At 34.6% G+C, this 16155-nt stretch carries 17 protein-coding genes; all 17 read right to left on the reverse strand.

The features are described 5' to 3' along the window. Positions 1-22: 22 nt before the first annotated feature. Positions 23-820, reverse strand: a complete 798-nt coding sequence (locus NST63_RS15880) for a phosphatidate cytidylyltransferase (protein ID WP_058002682.1) — start codon at positions 818-820, stop codon at positions 23-25. Then, on the reverse strand, positions 817-1614 hold the full coding sequence (locus NST63_RS15885) for an isoprenyl transferase (protein WP_058002681.1): 798 nt from the start codon (positions 1612-1614) through the stop codon (positions 817-819). Before NST63_RS15885 ends, NST63_RS15880 begins: the two co-directional genes overlap by 4 nt. A gap of 346 nt (positions 1615-1960) precedes the next feature. Further along, the gene (gene frr, locus NST63_RS15890; protein WP_078109077.1) at positions 1961-2518 is read right to left on the reverse strand and encodes a ribosome recycling factor; all 558 of its coding nucleotides are present in this window, start codon (positions 2516-2518) and stop codon (positions 1961-1963) included. Next, on the reverse strand, positions 2518-3243 hold the full coding sequence (gene pyrH / locus NST63_RS15895; protein ID WP_058002679.1) for a UMP kinase: 726 nt from the start codon (positions 3241-3243) through the stop codon (positions 2518-2520). The genes frr and pyrH overlap by 1 nt, the downstream gene beginning before the upstream one ends. 223 nt (positions 3244-3466) lie before the next feature. After that, the gene (gene tsf, locus NST63_RS15900) at positions 3467-4348 is read right to left on the reverse strand and encodes a translation elongation factor Ts (RefSeq protein ID WP_058002678.1); all 882 of its coding nucleotides are present in this window, start codon (positions 4346-4348) and stop codon (positions 3467-3469) included. Between the two features lie 129 nt (positions 4349-4477). After that, positions 4478-5212 (reverse strand): 30S ribosomal protein S2, encoded by a 735-nt coding sequence (gene rpsB, locus NST63_RS15905; RefSeq protein ID WP_058002677.1) that lies wholly within the window; start codon positions 5210-5212, stop codon positions 4478-4480. A gap of 139 nt (positions 5213-5351) precedes the next feature. Then, a complete protein-coding gene (locus tag NST63_RS15910) occupies positions 5352-5906 on the reverse strand; it encodes a hypothetical protein (RefSeq protein WP_341042903.1) in 555 nt (184 codons plus the stop codon). 9 nt (positions 5907-5915) lie between these two features. Then, positions 5916-6218 carry a hypothetical protein gene (locus NST63_RS15915; protein ID WP_078109075.1) on the reverse strand — a complete coding sequence of 101 codons (303 nt, stop codon included), beginning with the start codon at positions 6216-6218 and terminating at the stop codon, positions 5916-5918. 24 nt (positions 6219-6242) lie between these two features. Then, entirely contained in the window at positions 6243-7007 is a 765-nt protein-coding gene (locus tag NST63_RS15920; protein WP_341042904.1) for a FliA/WhiG family RNA polymerase sigma factor, read from the reverse strand. 334 nt (positions 7008-7341) lie between these two features. Beyond that, positions 7342-7833 (reverse strand): chemotaxis protein CheD, encoded by a 492-nt coding sequence (locus NST63_RS15925; protein WP_341042905.1) that lies wholly within the window; start codon positions 7831-7833, stop codon positions 7342-7344. A gap of 2 nt (positions 7834-7835) precedes the next feature. Continuing rightward, positions 7836-8462 (reverse strand): chemotaxis protein CheC, encoded by a 627-nt coding sequence (locus NST63_RS15930; RefSeq protein ID WP_058002672.1) that lies wholly within the window; start codon positions 8460-8462, stop codon positions 7836-7838. Positions 8463-8473: 11 nt separating this feature from the next. Then, on the reverse strand, positions 8474-8920 hold the full coding sequence (locus NST63_RS15935) for a chemotaxis protein CheW (RefSeq protein WP_078109093.1): 447 nt from the start codon (positions 8918-8920) through the stop codon (positions 8474-8476). 43 nt (positions 8921-8963) lie between these two features. Next, entirely contained in the window at positions 8964-11009 is a 2046-nt protein-coding gene (locus tag NST63_RS15940) for a chemotaxis protein CheA (RefSeq protein WP_341042906.1), read from the reverse strand. Between the two features lie 16 nt (positions 11010-11025). After that, a complete protein-coding gene (locus NST63_RS15945) occupies positions 11026-12096 on the reverse strand; it encodes a protein-glutamate methylesterase/protein-glutamine glutaminase (RefSeq protein WP_078109071.1) in 1071 nt (356 codons plus the stop codon). A gap of 8 nt (positions 12097-12104) precedes the next feature. Continuing rightward, positions 12105-12971: a MinD/ParA family protein gene (locus tag NST63_RS15950; protein WP_078109070.1), complete on the reverse strand. Its 867-nt coding sequence runs from the start codon at positions 12969-12971 to the stop codon at positions 12105-12107. Next, entirely contained in the window at positions 12968-14098 is a 1131-nt protein-coding gene (gene flhF / locus NST63_RS15955) for a flagellar biosynthesis protein FlhF (protein WP_341042909.1), read from the reverse strand. The genes NST63_RS15950 and flhF overlap by 4 nt, the downstream gene beginning before the upstream one ends. Further along, the gene (gene flhA / locus NST63_RS15960) at positions 14095-16131 is read right to left on the reverse strand and encodes a flagellar biosynthesis protein FlhA (protein WP_078110796.1); all 2037 of its coding nucleotides are present in this window, start codon (positions 16129-16131) and stop codon (positions 14095-14097) included. Before flhA ends, flhF begins: the two co-directional genes overlap by 4 nt. Positions 16132-16155 lie beyond the last annotated feature (24 nt).

Here is a 16155-nt window from a genome sequence, read left to right on the forward strand (position 1 = left end):
CCTAATTTCTAAAACCGCTTGATTAATTACCAATAATATGAAGTATATGCAATAAAGGCCATACAAATAATAAACTATCAAAACGGTCTAAAATTCCGCCATGTCCAGGAAGGATTTTTCCTGAGTCCTTTACTCCATAGTGACGTTTATAGGCTGATTCAGCTAAATCTCCAATTTGTCCAAAAATCGCTAAAACAGCTGAAACGAATAATAACTTTCCTATAGATACATCAATGTTTGAGAAAAAGTGAAAGAGAATGCCCACAACAACGGCACATACAACCCCACCTACAGCACCCTCAATAGTTTTATTTGGACTAATTTCTGGCCAGAGTTTCCTTTTCCCCATAGAACGACCAATAAAATAGGCACCCGAATCTGTTGCCCAAATAATAAATAAGGAATAGAGAATATATGTAAGACCGCCAGTTTCTCTTGTTTCAATAAAATAATAGATCCCCATTCCTACATAAAGTACTGTTAGTAATAAAAAGGAGATATCATCAAACGTGGTTTTATTTTTTGTTATAACGGTAATAACAAGAAATAAAAGTATGGCAATAAAGATATATTCCAGTTTTGAATAGCCTAAATTCTCTATTACATTAATATATTGTTTTGGTATTAGAATAATCCATAATAATAAAACAGAAATAATTCCTTGAAATGAAACGATAGAAATTTTTCTCATTCTTAATAGCTCATAAATAGCTACTGTTCCCATTAAATAAGAAAGGATAATAAATGGGATGTTTCCATAAATAACGATTGGTATAAATATAGCTGCAGCAATCACTGCCGTAATTATTCTTTGTTTCACTGTTCTTTTCCCTCACTTTGTATGCCGCCGTAACGTCTTGATCTCCGTTGATATTCTTCGATTGCTTCTAGAAGGTCCTCTTCACTAAAATCCGGCCATAATACATCTGTAAACACAAATTCGGTATATGCAAGTTGCCAAAGCATAAAGTTACTTAGACGTATTTCGCCACTAGTCCGGATTAATAAATCAGGATCCTGTAAATTTTTAGACATTAGATAGTGGGATATTGTTTCCTCTGTTAAATCCTCAGTACTGATTTGACCGTTTTTTGCATCTTGTAAAATATTCTGTACTGCATTGACAATTTCATCCCTACCACCGTAATTTAAAGCAAAGTTCAATATAAGTCCACTGTTATTACAAGTGTCATCCATCGCTTTTTGTACGGCTTTCATCGTATGTACAGGTAATTTATCTTTATGCCCCATCATTTCTACTTTCACATTTTCTTCAATCAATTCAGGTAGAAAGGCACTAAGAAATTCTTGTGGAAGCTTCATTAAATAATCTACTTCCATTTTTGGGCGAATCCAATTTTCAGTAGAAAACGCATAAAGAGTTAATACCTCAATACCGAGCTTGTTTGCTAGACGTGTAATTGGTTTTACTTTTTGCATTCCTTCATGATGCCCTGCAACTCGAGGAAGTCCTCTTTTTTTGGCCCATCTCCCATTCCCATCCATAATAATCGCTATATGCTTGGGAAGTTCTTGCTTTTGTATATGCTGAATTCTTTCTTCAATACTTTGTGTTCCTTTGGAAGTTTTTTGTAACTTCATTTTCTTTAACATAACTTGCCCTCCACTGGAATACTGCACTTAATAAATCTATAACATATAATATGATATCAAAAAATCGGATGAATATCTTTATTTACAAAAAATATGTTTTAAATGTGATTTCTATTATAGATAAAATTAATATATTTGTGTAGTTTTTCCATCCATTTTTTCAAAGTACAAATTGTCCCGTGTAGTTTAAATCCCTTGTATCAGTGAAAGGATGGAAGGTACAGCTTCTACCTATAAAATTTGTCATCACTTAATCAAAATAGCAGCAATGTTTGAGAAATGAGCTACTAAAACAAATCAAGTAGTCTTTCATTTAAAAAAAGCTCTCGATTTCGAGAGCTTTTCGTTATACTTCTAATATATCTTGTTCTTTTGATTTAGTCAGTTCGTCTACTTTATTAATATACTCGTCTGTTAATTTTTGAACATCATCGGAATAACCTCTTAGATCATCTTCAGAAATTTCACCGTTTTTCTCTAATTTCTTCAAATCATCATTCGCATCACGACGAATATTTCTAATTGCTACTTTTGCTGATTCTGCCTCTTTTTTCACTTGCTTCACTAATTCTTTACGACGCTCCTCTGTTAATGGAGGAATTGCAAGACGAATTAATGTGCCATCACTATTCGGTGTTAGACCTAAATCAGATTTTAAGATAGCTTTTTCAACATCTGATACAATAGTCTTGTCATACGGTTGGATAACAAGTAATCTTGCCTCTGGTACAGATACCGAAGCTAATTGGTTAACTGGTGTTGGTGCTCCATAATAGTCAACAACAATTCTATCTAATAATGATGCACTTGCTCTTCCAGCCCTAATTGAGCTTAGCTCACGCGTATATGCTTGAATCGCCTTAGTCATTTTTTCCTTTGTATTTGCAATTACTTGTTTCGGCATTATTCCTTCCCCCTTACAATAGTACCAATATTTTCACCCATTATAACACGTTTGATATTCCCCTTCTCCATAATTGAAAAAACAATTAATGGAATATCATTATCCATACATAATGATGAAGCAGTAGAATCCATTACGGCTAAGCCATTTTTAATTACATCTAGATAAGTTAATTCATCGTATTTAATTGCATTTTTATCTAATTTTGGATCAGCAGAATATACACCATCTACATTGTTTTTAGCCATTAATATGACTTCTGCCTCAATTTCTGCCGCCCTAAGTGCTGCTGTTGTATCTGTAGAGAAATACGGGTTCCCTGTACCTGCTGCAAATATGACAACACGTTTCTTTTCAAGATGTCTAATGGCGCGTCTACGAATATATGGCTCGGCCACCTGACGCATATCTATAGATGTTTGAACACGAGTTTCGATTCCATTTTGTTCTAAACTGTCTTGAAGTGCTAAAGAATTCATAACCGTAGCCAACATGCCCATATAATCAGCTGTAGCGCGATCCATTCCCATCTCGCTGCCGATTTTGCCACGCCAAATATTCCCGCCACCTACAACAACAGCAACTTCAACACCAAGTTCTGCTAATTCTTTTACTTGTTCTGCCACTGATTTAATAACTGAGGGATTGATACCAAACCCTTGTTCACCAGCTAATGCTTCACCACTTAATTTTAAAACTACACGTTTATATTTTGGGGTGCTCATTTATGGACCTCCAATTGGTTTAGAGTATGTAAATTTTCATCGATGATATCTTTTATGTTATTAATGCAATGATTTCCATGCAATAATAATAAAAGCTTGGTACTCTTTTCTTGATTTTATACTTGATTAGTCAAAATTATCAATTGTAATTTATGTACAATGTCAATTAGAAAAGAGCCTTCTTTAAAAATAGGGAACACAGAGTGTTCCCCATCATTAAAGCTTATTTCTTTACTTGACTCATTACTTCTTCAGCGAAATTATCTTGACGCTTTTCAATACCTTCTCCAACTTCGTAACGAGTTAAATCAGTAATTGTAGCACCGTGTGATTTAACAAATTGACCAACTTTTTGATCTGGGTTTTTTACGAATGCTTGGTCAATAATACAAATTTCTTCGAAGTATTTGCTTAAGCGGCCTTCAACCATTTTAGCAACGATATTTTCAGGTTTTCCTTCATTTAATGCTTGTTGAGTAAGAACTTCACGTTCATGGTCAACTTCTTCTTGAGATACTTGATCACGAGAAATATATTTAGGATTCAATGCAGCTGCATGCATAGCAACATCCTTCGCAACAGCTTGATCAGTTGTTCCTTCTAATACTGCTAATACACCAATACGGCCACCCATGTGTAGGTACTCACCAAATGCTGCATTATCAGATTTTGTTTTTACTTCGAAACGACGTAGCGTGATTTTTTCACCAATTTTTGCAATAGCAGCATTGATTGTTTCAAGTACAGTACTACCATTTTCCATTTTTTGTTCTAATGCTTCTTCAACAGTAGCTGGGCTATTTTTCAATAAATGAGAAGCTAGTTCTTTAACAAGATTCATAAATCCTTCATTTTTTGCAACGAAATCAGTTTCAGAGTTTACTTCTAAGATAACTGCTTTATTTCCTTCACTTAAAATGAAAGTTGTACCTTCTGCAGCGATACGATCTGCTTTCTTTGCAGCTTTAGCAATCCCTTTTTCACGAAGATAGTCGATTGCTTTATCCATATCACCATTTGTTTCTGTTAATGCTTTTTTACAGTCCATCATACCGGCGCCTGTTTTTTCGCGTAATTCTTTTACCATTTGTGCAGTAACTGCCATGGGAAGTCCTCCTTTATTGTATGTAAATATATATTAGTTATATGTTCACTCACTCTTTAAAAAAAGGTGATAAGGTTGAAACCTTCTTATCACCTTTTTTCATACATTTTTCCACAAAAGTAGATAATTTTATTCAGCAACTTCAGCTGGTGCTTGTTCAGGTGCAGATGTTTCTTCAGCTTCACCTTGTTTCACTTCTACAATTGCATCTGCAATTTTACCAGTTAATAATTTAACCGCACGAATTGCATCATCATTAGCTGGAATTACATAGTCGATTTCATCTGGATCACAGTTTGTATCAACAATACCTACGATAGGAATGTTTAATTTACGAGCTTCTGCAACTGCAATACGCTCTTTACGAGGATCAATGATGAATAATGCATCTGGTAATTTCTTCATATCTTTAATTCCGCCTAAGAATTTAACTAGACGTTCATGTTCTTTTTTAAGTTGAACAACTTCTTTTTTAGGAAGAACTTCGAATGTTCCATCTTCTTCCATCTTTTCGATTGCTTTTAAACGTTCAATACGTTTTTGGATTGTTTCAAAGTTTGTTAATGTACCACCTAACCAACGGTGATTAACATAGTACATACCAACGCGTTCTGCTTCTTCTTTTACAGATTCTTGAGCTTGTTTCTTTGTACCAACGAAAAGAATATTACCACCGTCAGCAGCAAGCTCTCTAACAAAGTTGTATGCTTCTTCAACCTTTTTCACTGTTTTTTGAAGATCGATGATATAAATGCCGTTACGCTCAGTGAAAATATATTTTTTCATTTTTGGGTTCCAACGGCGAGTTTGGTGTCCGAAATGTACACCAGCTTCTAGTAATTGTTTCATAGAAATTACTGACATTTTATTTCCTCCTAATGGTTTTGTTTTCCTCCGCTCCATTCATTTTTAAATAAAGACTATTTTTTTCAATAGCACCCTTCATTTAAATCCTGAAGCGTGTGTATTAACACCAAAAATTAATATAGCATAAAACTGTCTATCAATCAAGATTATCTGTAGCTTTTTTATAGAATTTCAACATTAATTCAATTTCCGTTATTCCTTTGTTTAATTTTTTTGCGATTTCTTCATTAGTTAAACCCTCTTTTTTAAGAGAGACAACTCGTTCCTGAACTGTTTTCGGTTCAGCTTCCTTTGCTTCAAGGTTTGTTACTATACTACTAGGTTCCACTCTATTTTGATAGGACTTAACTGCAGTCAAATGCTTATATGAATGTGGAGTGATGCCCTTATTATCAATTTTTTGTTTTTCCTCAGAAGTTTCGATATTGAAAGTCTCATTAACTTCACTGACTTCCGTTTTTTCTTTTTGACTTTGATTTTCCTGAAGATGTTTTATGTTATCGATAAACTGATTATTTTCCTCTTTTAATTCTTCGATGTAAGCTGAAAATAAATCTTCCATTTCCTTCATAGCGTGTTTTTGTGTGTGATCCAAAGCAGTTATGCGATTTTGGCGTAAGTAAAGAATAATAACCGCAAAAATTGTAATTATGTTTAAAATAATAGAAAAAAATAACATCATGTGTGTCATGATAAATCCCTACCCGCTAAAATCAATATTATTTCCTTTGTATGGATGTTGCTGTTCTTGATCCTTTTGTTTGTTTTGTTTCTTTCTTTCATGATCAAGTTCATCATGATCGTTTTGTTTCCTTTTTAGGTGCACACGATCTTTTTGTTCATTCTTCATCACTTGTTTGCGCTTTTGTTGTAGTTCTTTTTCCATTTGGTTTAGAGCATGGTCGTTCAGCAACTGTCCCTCTTGATGTAGTTGCTGAACCTGTTTTCCGACATCAATACTTTTAGGTAAGGCAATTTGCATTTCAATTGATTTTAATTCCATGCAAGAGAAGCCTCCTTGAGAATATTATAGTTGTTTCTCTAAAATATTTTTTAGCTTAAACAATGCTTTGGAATGTATTTGTGATATTCTCGATGTGGATAAACCCATTATTTCACCGATTTCAGTCAGTGTTAATTCTTCATGATAAAAAAGGCTTAATACAAGCTGTTCTTTTTCAGATAATTGAGTAATAACCTTTGATAACTCTTTAATTTGCTCACTTTTTACTAATAATTCTTCTGGATTAGGTGCTTTTTCATCCTTTAGAATAAACCCTTGCATTTCACTGTCATCCATTTCGTTTACATGCTCATCCATTGATAAGACATTAGCAAAAAAATGCTCATTTACCGTTTGACAAACTTCTTCTTCCGTCAATCCCATATGATTAGCTATTTCCTCAGCAGTAACTGGTCTCATATATTCTTGTTCAAGCAATTCGGTAGCCATTTCTATCTTTTTTGCCCGTTCCCTCGTCCCTCTTGGTAACCAGTCTTCTTTTCTAAGTCCATCAAGAATAGCACCACGAATTCGAAAGGATGCATAAGTATCAAATTTAAGATCACGTGTAGCATCAAACTTGTTTAATGCGTCTAGCAACCCTAACATCCCGAGACTTTTCAAATCATCCTTTGAAACGCTTCGAGGAAGGCCAACCGCAATCCTATGTACATGATATTGAACAAGTGGCAGATATTTTTTCACTAAAACATCACCTGCATGTGTATCACGCGAATGTAACCAAAGATCCCAGTATTTTTTTTCTTCAGTAGCTTCTTTGTATAACATTGTTCTCCCTCCTCGAGTTTCTTTTATTTCATAATGGAGCCGATTCTTATCTTTAGCAATTATCAAGAAGACAATAGAAATCTACTTATAAATGATCAAAAAAAAGGCTGTTTTCGTATGGTTTTTGCTTTTTACACCTAATAAAGAATATTGGTTCTCTTTAAGTTTGTAGTTCTTTTCTCAAAGGAATGAAGGACTCGTCGATCTTCAACCTATTTTTATTAGTTAAAACATTATCTAATAGCAACTATGTTTGAGAAAAGAACCAAAAAACAATTTGGAATAATTCCAATAGCCTTTTGCAAATATCATCCTTTTTTCATACGTTTATATATTAAATATCTTTTGTACCTTTATTAACTGTTCTTATTTGCAATAAACAGGTAGATGGATTGAATTCAATCGTCCGCCCACTATTACCACCAGTATCCTCAGCAACAATACGAATATTTTCCTTTAATAACGCCAGTTTTACTGCTTCAACGTTTCTTGGACCAATTCTCATCATCTCATTCTGAGAAGAAAAGGAGAACATTTCTGCACCACCAGCTATTTTCGCTTTTAATTTATGCGCTCTAGAACCTTCCATTACTAGTTTTGATAAAAGCTCTTTTATTGCTGTATCAGCAAATTTTGCTTTATTTATAGTTGTAGGATCCTTTGCAATGCTTGAATCTGGTAACATCACATGAGCTAATCCAGCTAAACGTTGGGATTCATCATATAGGATGACACCGACACATGACCCTAAACCTGTTGTACGAATCGTGTATGGGGATCGAACAATATTTAAATCAGCAATCCCAACTTTAATGACGGTCTCCATTGTTATTCCACTCCCAGCGCTTTAAAAATAATTTGGAAAGAATCTGGATTTGGGAGTAGAAAAAAGTGCCCATTTACACTTGACAATGTATCTGCTTCATATAGGGCCGTATCTATGACAATGGCATAATCACTTACTTGTGATACCTCTAATAATCCATAACTAATAATTGCTCCAAACATGTCAACACTAAGAGCAGGTACAGAAGGATATAAGTCTAAATTTGTAAAGTCTGATAATGCAGTTAAATAAGATCCTGCCATAATATTTCCAAGCTCGTGAGCAGCTGAAATTCCTAAATCATTTTGGAAATCTGCAAGAAATGAAAAAGATTGATCACCGGTCATTTTTCTAATAAACCGTTCACCTTGCTCAATAGGGAGGATAAAAAACATATTTCCATTTGCATCCCCTTCAATCTTTAAAAAGACACTAACAACTACATTTTCCGATCCACCAGCAAGCTCCGTTATTTCATGAAAAGGTACAATTCGCACATTTGGAACATTCATTTCAATTTTCTTATTAAGAAGGGTAGAAAGAGCAGTTGCGGCATTCCCTGCTCCAATATTCCCTATCTCTTTCAAAATATCCAAATGAATCGTTGTAAACCCATTATCTATAGACATCAATATTTCTCCTATTTAAGTGGACTAAGCACTTGTTCTAAATTTATTAACAATAATAAGCGTTTGTCCACTTTGGCAACACCAGAAATAAATTCTGCTTTTGCCATGTCAACTATATCTGGTTGTGGTTCAATAATATCTTTTGGTATATCAATCACATCATTGGCCGCATCTACTAATAATCCAACTTCCATTGTTTCCATTTGAACAATAATGATCCTTGTGTCATCATTAGGTAATATTTTTCCAATTCCAAATCTCTTTTGTAAATCAATAATTGGCAATACGATCCCACGTAAATTTATAACACCTTTTACAAAGCTTTCAGTACGAGGAACCCTTGTAATATGTAATACTTTTTCAATCGCACGTACTTGCTGAACAGGAATAGCATATTCTTTATCTAATAAGCGAAATACGATTAACTTCACATTTTCAGTTGCAATGACATCTGTCATTTTTCCCACTCCAATCTTTCCTCCAAGGTAGATAAAATTCCTTTTATTTTATCAATGCATTACAATCAATAATTAACGCTACTTGTCCGTCACCAAGGATCGTTGCACCTGAAATGGCAAAAACATTAGTTAAGTAATTTCCTAATGACTTCAACACAATTTCCTGTTGACCAATGAACGAATCAACGACTAAAGCAGCCATTTTATTCCCTTTTCTAACAATAACTACTGAATGATACTCATCTTCATCCGATGTATTCGGAACACTAAAGACATCCTTAAGAAATACTAATGGAACGATATTTCCTCTAAAGTCAATGACCTTTTGATTATGTGCATTTAAAATATCAGTTTGTTTTATGATGGCTGTTTCTATAATTGATGAAAGTGGAACGGCATATTTTTCGTCACCAACTTCTACCAACATAACTGAAATAATTGATAATGTTAATGGCAGTTGAATAATGAATACGGATCCATCGCCTTCAGATGAATCGATATTGATCGTTCCACCTAAGGATTCGATCGTTGCTTTAACTACATCTAATCCAACACCTCTACCAGAAATATCAGAGATCGTTTCAGCAGTAGAAAATCCAGATGCTAGAATTAATTCGAACACTTGTTTATCAGTTAGCGCAGCAGCTTCTTCTTCAGACAGAATTCCTTTTGATAAGGCTTTATTTAACACTTTTTCACGATTGATTCCAGCACCATCATCTTCTATTTCAATAAATACATGATTTCCACTATGATATGCTTTTAATTTAATCGTTCCTTCTTCAGGTTTTCCTTGTTGTATACGTTTTTCGGGCATTTCAATTCCATGATCGATAGCATTTCGCAATAAGTGTACAAGTGGGTCACCTATTTCATCAATTACTGTACGATCTAGTTCCGTTTCAGCACCAATAACCTCTAAATTGATCTTTTTATTTAAATCTCGTGCAAGCTGTCTCACCATTCTAGGGAATCGATTAAAGACAGTTTCAACTGGAACCATTCTCATATTCAGGATAATATTTTGAAGATCACTTGAAATACGTGTCATTCTTTCCACTGTCTCATCTAGCTCTGAATGCTTTAATTCCTTCGATATCTGCTCTAATCTACCACGATCGATAACTAGCTCTTCAAAAAGATTCATTAAAATATCTAATCTTTCTATATTCACCCGTATCGTTTTGTTATGATTTGCGGAATTAGTAGATGACTGCTTTTCTTCTCCCTTTTTCTGAGGAGTTTTTTCTTTTACCTTGTTAATAGGTTGATTTGTTTGCTCTTCCTTAAGTTCTTGCACTGTCTTACCATGGAATCGCTCGACATCTTTTATTTCTACTATTTGGACATTTTCAATTTCAGAAACCTTCATCACTTTCTTTTTAATTTCATCAGCTGACTCTTGTGTAATTAAAGTAACTGTAAATTCACTATCAAATTGTTCTGCCTCTAATTGATCAACAGACGGAGTGGAATTAATAATTTCACCCGATTTTTCTAGAACTTCAAAAGTCATAAATACTCGTGCAGCTTTCAATAGGCAGTCACTTCTTAATGAAATTGACAATTCTAAACAATTGAAACCTTGTTCAAGTGATTGCTTAATAATGGTTTGCTCATATTGATCATAACTATTTTTTAGGTCTTCCTTAACAACTTCTACTGTAGCACCAACTTCCTGTTGTGCTGATGATTGAATGATAGGTGATTCTCCTGTTTCGATGATATGGAGCTTCTCAATTACTTCTGTTACATCTTTTTTTCCATCACCACCACTGGCAATCGATTCAACCATCGTTTCAAGATCATCAACTGCTAAAAAGACAACGTCTAAAATTTCTGGAGATACAGAAATTTTTTCATTACGAATTGCATCAAGAACGTTCTCCATCTTGTGGGTTAAGTTGGCTAAATCTTCAAACCCCATTGTTGCAGACATTCCCTTTAAAGTGTGTGCTGAACGAAAAATTTCATTGACAATAGATAAATCATGCGGATTTTTTTCCAATAGTAATAACTGTTCATTACAGGATTGTAAATGTTCCTTACTTTCCTCGATAAAAATCTCTAAATATTGACCCATTTCCATGTGATCCCACACCCTTCTACAACATGTACTTCATGATTGTATTTGATATTTGTTCAAGATCTTTAATTTCATCTACTAAATTCGTGGCAATTGCTGATTTCGGCATTCCGAAAACAATACAACTATTCTCTGATTCCGCAATTGCCTTAACATTTCCATTATTCTTTAATTCTATCAAACCTTTTGAACCATCAGAACCCATTCCTGTCAATATTACTGCTATTTTATCGTATTCAGATAGTTTACTAACTGACTGAAACATAAAGTCAACAGAAGGTCGATGTCCTTTTATCGGTGGTGAATGATCTAAAGATATAGAAACTTTAGAACCATGCTTATTTAACTGAATATGGTCATTTCCCGGGGCAATATAAGCCACTCCATCCTCTAATATATCCCCGTCTTCTGCTTCTTTTACCTTTATATTACTCATTGAATTTAGACGATTAGCAAGCGATTTTGTAAATCCTGCAGGCATATGTTGGACGATAAGAATTGGTGCTTTAATGGATTCTGGCAGATTCGTTATAACCTCTTGTAATGCCCTTGGGCCCCCCGTGGAGGAACCAATACAAATTAGCTTTTTCCTACTTTGATTCCAAGAATTATGATTTGGAACTAAAATTGATTCAACGGGATTCTTATTCAATTTAGTTTGGACTAACGGTCTGCAAACCTTATCCATGTTCACTTGACTTGCATGTTTTACTTTTTGGATTAATTCTTCTTTTACTTTGATTAAGTCTAGTGAAATGGGGCCAGACGGTTTAGTAACAAAATCAATTGCACCGTTTTGCATAGCAATAATTGTATTTTCAGCACCAATTTTCGTTGTACTCGATAGCATGATAATTGGAGTTGGCGTTTGTTTATTAATAATGGTTAAAGCATCAAGACCATTCATCTTAGGCATTTCAATGTCCATGGTGATGACGTCTGGTCGTAATTTATTTACTTTTTCAATTGCTTCAATTCCATTACGCGCAGTTCCAATCACTTCAATAGACGGTTCCTCTTGTAAAAAATCAACGATTAATTTCCTCATAAATGCAGAATCGTCAACAACAAGTACTTGAATCGTTTTCATCATCATCCCTACCTTTCAAAGAAGCTCCGCAATTTACGTATAAATGGATTAGATTGTGATGAATGCATTGCAAGTTTTGCTTCACCTAAATATGTTTGTATAATTTTTTCTAGATATTCTGTTATTGATGAACGAGGAAACTCTGATAAGAACGGAACCTGTCTAATGACAGACTTTCGTACATGAGAATCCTCGGGCAATACCCCAAGAATAAGAATCTCTTTATTTAGAAACTTTTTCATTGCTATTTGCAATCGTTCAAGTGTTTGGAAGCCTTCCTTTTCTCTTTCACTACGGTTGCAAATCAAAAATAGCCGATGATCCGCTTCTACTTCATTTAGAACAATATACTTCATCATCGAGTAAGCATCAGTTATGGCAGTCGGTTCAGGTGTAGTAATAACGAAAATGTCATCAACTGATAATAAGATTTGAATATTTGCTTTTGTCGCTCCAGCTCCCATATCAAAAATAATATAATCATAGATATATTGAAGCTCTTCAAGTTCAGATAATAATCGATCAATTGCTTCTCGATTAAGCTCTACGATATTATCAAAGCCATTTCCAGCGGAAATATACGATATCTGGTTCGGTGCTGTAAAAATAATATCTTGGATTGGAATTTGTTGTTCGAGAAAATCTGAAATCGTATATTTTGAATCTACACCTAAAAGTACATTGACATTACCCATACCGATATCAAAGTCAAAAATTAAAACTTTTTTCCCTCTTTTAGACAAAGAAATGGCAGTATTGACAGAGATATTAGTTTTTCCAACGCCACCTTTCCCGCTAACAACTGCAATTGTTCTTGCTGTTACCGAGTGCTTTTTCTTCAACATTTTCCGTAAATTTTCTGCTTGATCCATCATTGGTCGATACCTTCAAATAAATGCTTAATAATGGCTTGTGAACTTCCTACTTCAACATCATCTGGGACATCTTGTCCATAGGTTAAATAGGCAACCCCTTTTTTATTTTGAACCATTATATTAACAATTGTTCCATAAGTTGAGGTCTCATCCAGCTTAGTGAAAATAAATTTATCTATAGATAGTATTTCAAAGTTTTTAATAATCTCCTGGATATCCCTTTCTTTCATTGTCATTGAAAGAGTAAGAAATGTTTCAATATCTTGCTTAAAATCGATGAGATTTTGAAGTTCCTCAATATATTTCATTTCTCTATAATTTCTTCCTGCAGTATCGATAAAAACATGATCATAATCCTCATATTTTTTTACCGCTTTTTGAAAATCTTCTAATTTATAAACAACTTCCACGGGGACATTTAACAAATTAGCATATGTCTTTAATTGCTCAATTGCAGCAATTCGATATGTATCCGTCGTGATAAATGCTATTTTTTTTCGGTTATTAATCACTTCACCAGCTGCAATTTTTGCAAGAGTAGTCGTTTTTCCTACTCCTGTAGGTCCTACCAAATTAATATATTTTTTCCGAACATTGCTTCCCCCATTGTCATATTGTGAGAGAATATCTGTAAAATGTTTCTTCGCCCATTCGGAAATTTCCTGTTCTGAAGGGTCGACCTGTGAACTTCTCCATTGCTTGAGAAGCTCCTCCCCTAAAGAATGGATAATATTCATATTTAAATCTTGACTATATAATTTTTCACAGAAAATTTGAATGGGTTCAGGATAATTTTGCATTTGAATTGGCTGGTTAATCGTAATATCTTGAACCATCCGTTTTATTTCATTAATTTCTTCATGTAAATTTTTATTTGACTCCAAAGACTTTTGACTAGTGTGTTGAGGGAGTTGCTCCCTCTTCTTTTCTTTAACAAATACCGTACTAGGTTTTCTTTCCATATCTAATGCAGCTATCACTTCTAGTTTTTTCTTTTTAAATAAACCAAGCCAGCCGCCAGTATGTGTCACCTTAGAATTGAGAATAACTGCTTCATCCCCTAAGTCCTGACGAATTTGTTTCATGGCTTCAGCCATGTTCTGAGCGACATATTTTTTTACCTTCATTCTACATTCACCACCCCAATACTTTGGACTTCAACATTTGCTTCCAATTCATTGTAGGATAAAACCGGAACACGTGGAAAATACCGCTCTGTCATTTGGCGAACATACATCCTTACTGCAGGTGAACATAAAATTATCGGCGTTTGACCGATTAATGATAATTGCTCAACTTGATTCGCGACTGCTTCAAGAATTGCCTGGGAATCATTCGGATCAATTGATAAATAATTCCCATGCTCAGTTTGTTGAACACCATCCGCTATCATTTTTTCAATTTTTCCAGAAACCGTTACTACTTTTAGAACATTTCCTTCTTCAAGAAATTGATTCGTAATTTGTCGGGCTAAAGCCTGACGAACATATTCCGTTAACAGGTCTGTATCAGTAGACATTTTTCCAAAGTCTGCTAACGTTTCGAAGATAATAGTTAAATTACGGATAGAAACATTTTCTTTTAAAAGTTTCGCAAGTACTTTTTGGATATCTCCTACTGAAAGTGGATTTGGTGTTACTTCCTCCACTAATATCGGGTACGATTCTTTCACGTGATCAATAAGCTGCTTTGTTTCCTGACGACCTAATAATTCATAAGCATTCATACGTAAAATTTCTGTAATATGTGTGGAAACGACTGAAGGTGGATCAACCACCGTATACCCTAGAATCTCTGCTTGTTCTTTCATTTCTTCGGTAATCCACTTCGCTGGTAATCCGAACGATGGTTCGACAGTATCAATTCCCTCAACTGAATCATCATCCATACCAGGACTCATGGCTAAATAGTGGTCAAGAAGAAGCTCACCTCTCCCCATTTCATTGCCTTTAATTTTCAATATATATTCATTTGGCTGCAATTGAATATTATCCCGAATTCGCACAACTGGAATAACTAAACCTAATTCTAAAGCAAGCTGCCGCCTAATCATGACTACCCGATCGAGTAGATCACCCCCCTGATTGGCATCAGCGAGAGGAATTAATCCATAACCGAATTCAAATTCGATCGGATCAATATTCAATAAATTAATCACACTCTCAGGACTCTTTAATTCTTCAGATTGAATTTCTTCTTCCATCTCTTGTAATTCTATATCATCCTTTTTTGGAATTTTCGATAACCGGTATGCACCAATAGCAAGAGCTGCAGCAATTGGAATCGTAACAATATCATTAATAGGTGTTGCAATTCCCAAAATAAATATAGTCGCCGCAGCAACATATAACATTTTTGGAAACGCAAAAAGCTGGGTCATCACATCCTGACCTAGGTTTCCATCCGATGCAGCACGCGTTACAACAATACCGGTTGCAGTTGATATGATTAACGCAGGTATTTGACTAACAATTCCATCCCCAACTGTTAGGAGAGAAAACCTCATAGCTGCTTCAGAAATTGGTAGCCCTAACTGGGTCATCCCAATAATGATTCCAAAAATTAGATTGATTAGTACAATAATAATTCCGGCAATTGCATCCCCTTTTACAAACTTACTCGCACCATCCATTGCTCCATAAAAATCTGATTCTCTACTTACCTTTGTCCGTCGATCTCTCGCTTCTTGTTCAGAAATCATCCCTGCATTTAGATCTGCATCAATACTCATTTGTTTACCTGGCATCGCATCCAAAGTAAAACGTGCTGCTACTTCTGATACACGTTCAGATCCTTTTGTAATAACAATAAAATTGATAATAATTAAAATTAAGAAGACAACAAGTCCTACGATTACATTCCCTCCAACTACGAATGTACCGAATGTTTCTACTACACCACCCGCTTCTCCTTTTGATAATATAGATCTAGTAGTCGATACGTTTAACCCAAGTCGAAACAAGGTTAAAATTAAAAGTAATGTAGGAAAAACAGAAAATTGCAATGGCTCGGTCATATTCATCGTTGTTAATAGAACGAGTAATGCAAGAGAAATATTTATGATAATTAGAAAACTTAATAGACCTGGCGGAAATGGTATGATCAACATCGCGACGATTAATATAACACCTAGGATAACGGATAAATCTTTTGTTGACATACACTTTCTCTCCTAACATAAAAG

Origin of the sequence: Heyndrickxia sp. FSL W8-0496, from assembly GCF_038007825.1 — a bacterium.
Classification (GTDB): domain Bacteria; phylum Bacillota; class Bacilli; order Bacillales; family Bacillaceae_C; genus Heyndrickxia; species Heyndrickxia oleronia.

Bases quoted from the DNA above. Each gene is read 5' to 3' on its own strand.
- pyrH (WP_058002679.1), bottom strand. From the start codon at position 3,243: ATGAGCACCCCAAAATATAAACGTGTAGTTTTAAAATTAAGTGGTGAA.
- NST63_RS15940 (WP_341042906.1), bottom strand. From the start codon at position 11,009: ATGGAAATGGGTCAATATTTAGAGATTTTTATCGAGGAAAGTAAGGAA.
- frr (WP_078109077.1), bottom strand. From the start codon at position 2,518: ATGCCGAAACAAGTAATTGCAAATACAAAGGAAAAAATGACTAAGGCG.
- NST63_RS15885 (WP_058002681.1), bottom strand. From the start codon at position 1,614: ATGTTAAAGAAAATGAAGTTACAAAAAACTTCCAAAGGAACACAAAGT.
- NST63_RS15945 (WP_078109071.1), bottom strand. From the start codon at position 12,096: ATGAAAACGATTCAAGTACTTGTTGTTGACGATTCTGCATTTATGAGG.
- rpsB (WP_058002677.1), bottom strand. From the start codon at position 5,212: ATGTCAGTAATTTCTATGAAACAATTACTAGAAGCTGGTGTACATTTC.
- tsf (WP_058002678.1), bottom strand. From the start codon at position 4,348: ATGGCAGTTACTGCACAAATGGTAAAAGAATTACGCGAAAAAACAGGC.
- NST63_RS15925 (WP_341042905.1), bottom strand. From the start codon at position 7,833: ATGGAGACCGTCATTAAAGTTGGGATTGCTGATTTAAATATTGTTCGA.
- NST63_RS15920 (WP_341042904.1), bottom strand. From the start codon at position 7,007: ATGTTATACAAAGAAGCTACTGAAGAAAAAAAATACTGGGATCTTTGG.
- NST63_RS15910 (WP_341042903.1), bottom strand. From the start codon at position 5,906: ATGACACACATGATGTTATTTTTTTCTATTATTTTAAACATAATTACA.
- NST63_RS15930 (WP_058002672.1), bottom strand. From the start codon at position 8,462: ATGTCTATAGATAATGGGTTTACAACGATTCATTTGGATATTTTGAAA.
- flhF (WP_341042909.1), bottom strand. From the start codon at position 14,098: ATGAAGGTAAAAAAATATGTCGCTCAGAACATGGCTGAAGCCATGAAA.
- NST63_RS15950 (WP_078109070.1), bottom strand. From the start codon at position 12,971: ATGATGGATCAAGCAGAAAATTTACGGAAAATGTTGAAGAAAAAGCAC.
- NST63_RS15915 (WP_078109075.1), bottom strand. From the start codon at position 6,218: ATGGAATTAAAATCAATTGAAATGCAAATTGCCTTACCTAAAAGTATT.
- flhA (WP_078110796.1), bottom strand. From the start codon at position 16,131: ATGTCAACAAAAGATTTATCCGTTATCCTAGGTGTTATATTAATCGTC.
- NST63_RS15935 (WP_078109093.1), bottom strand. From the start codon at position 8,920: ATGACAGATGTCATTGCAACTGAAAATGTGAAGTTAATCGTATTTCGC.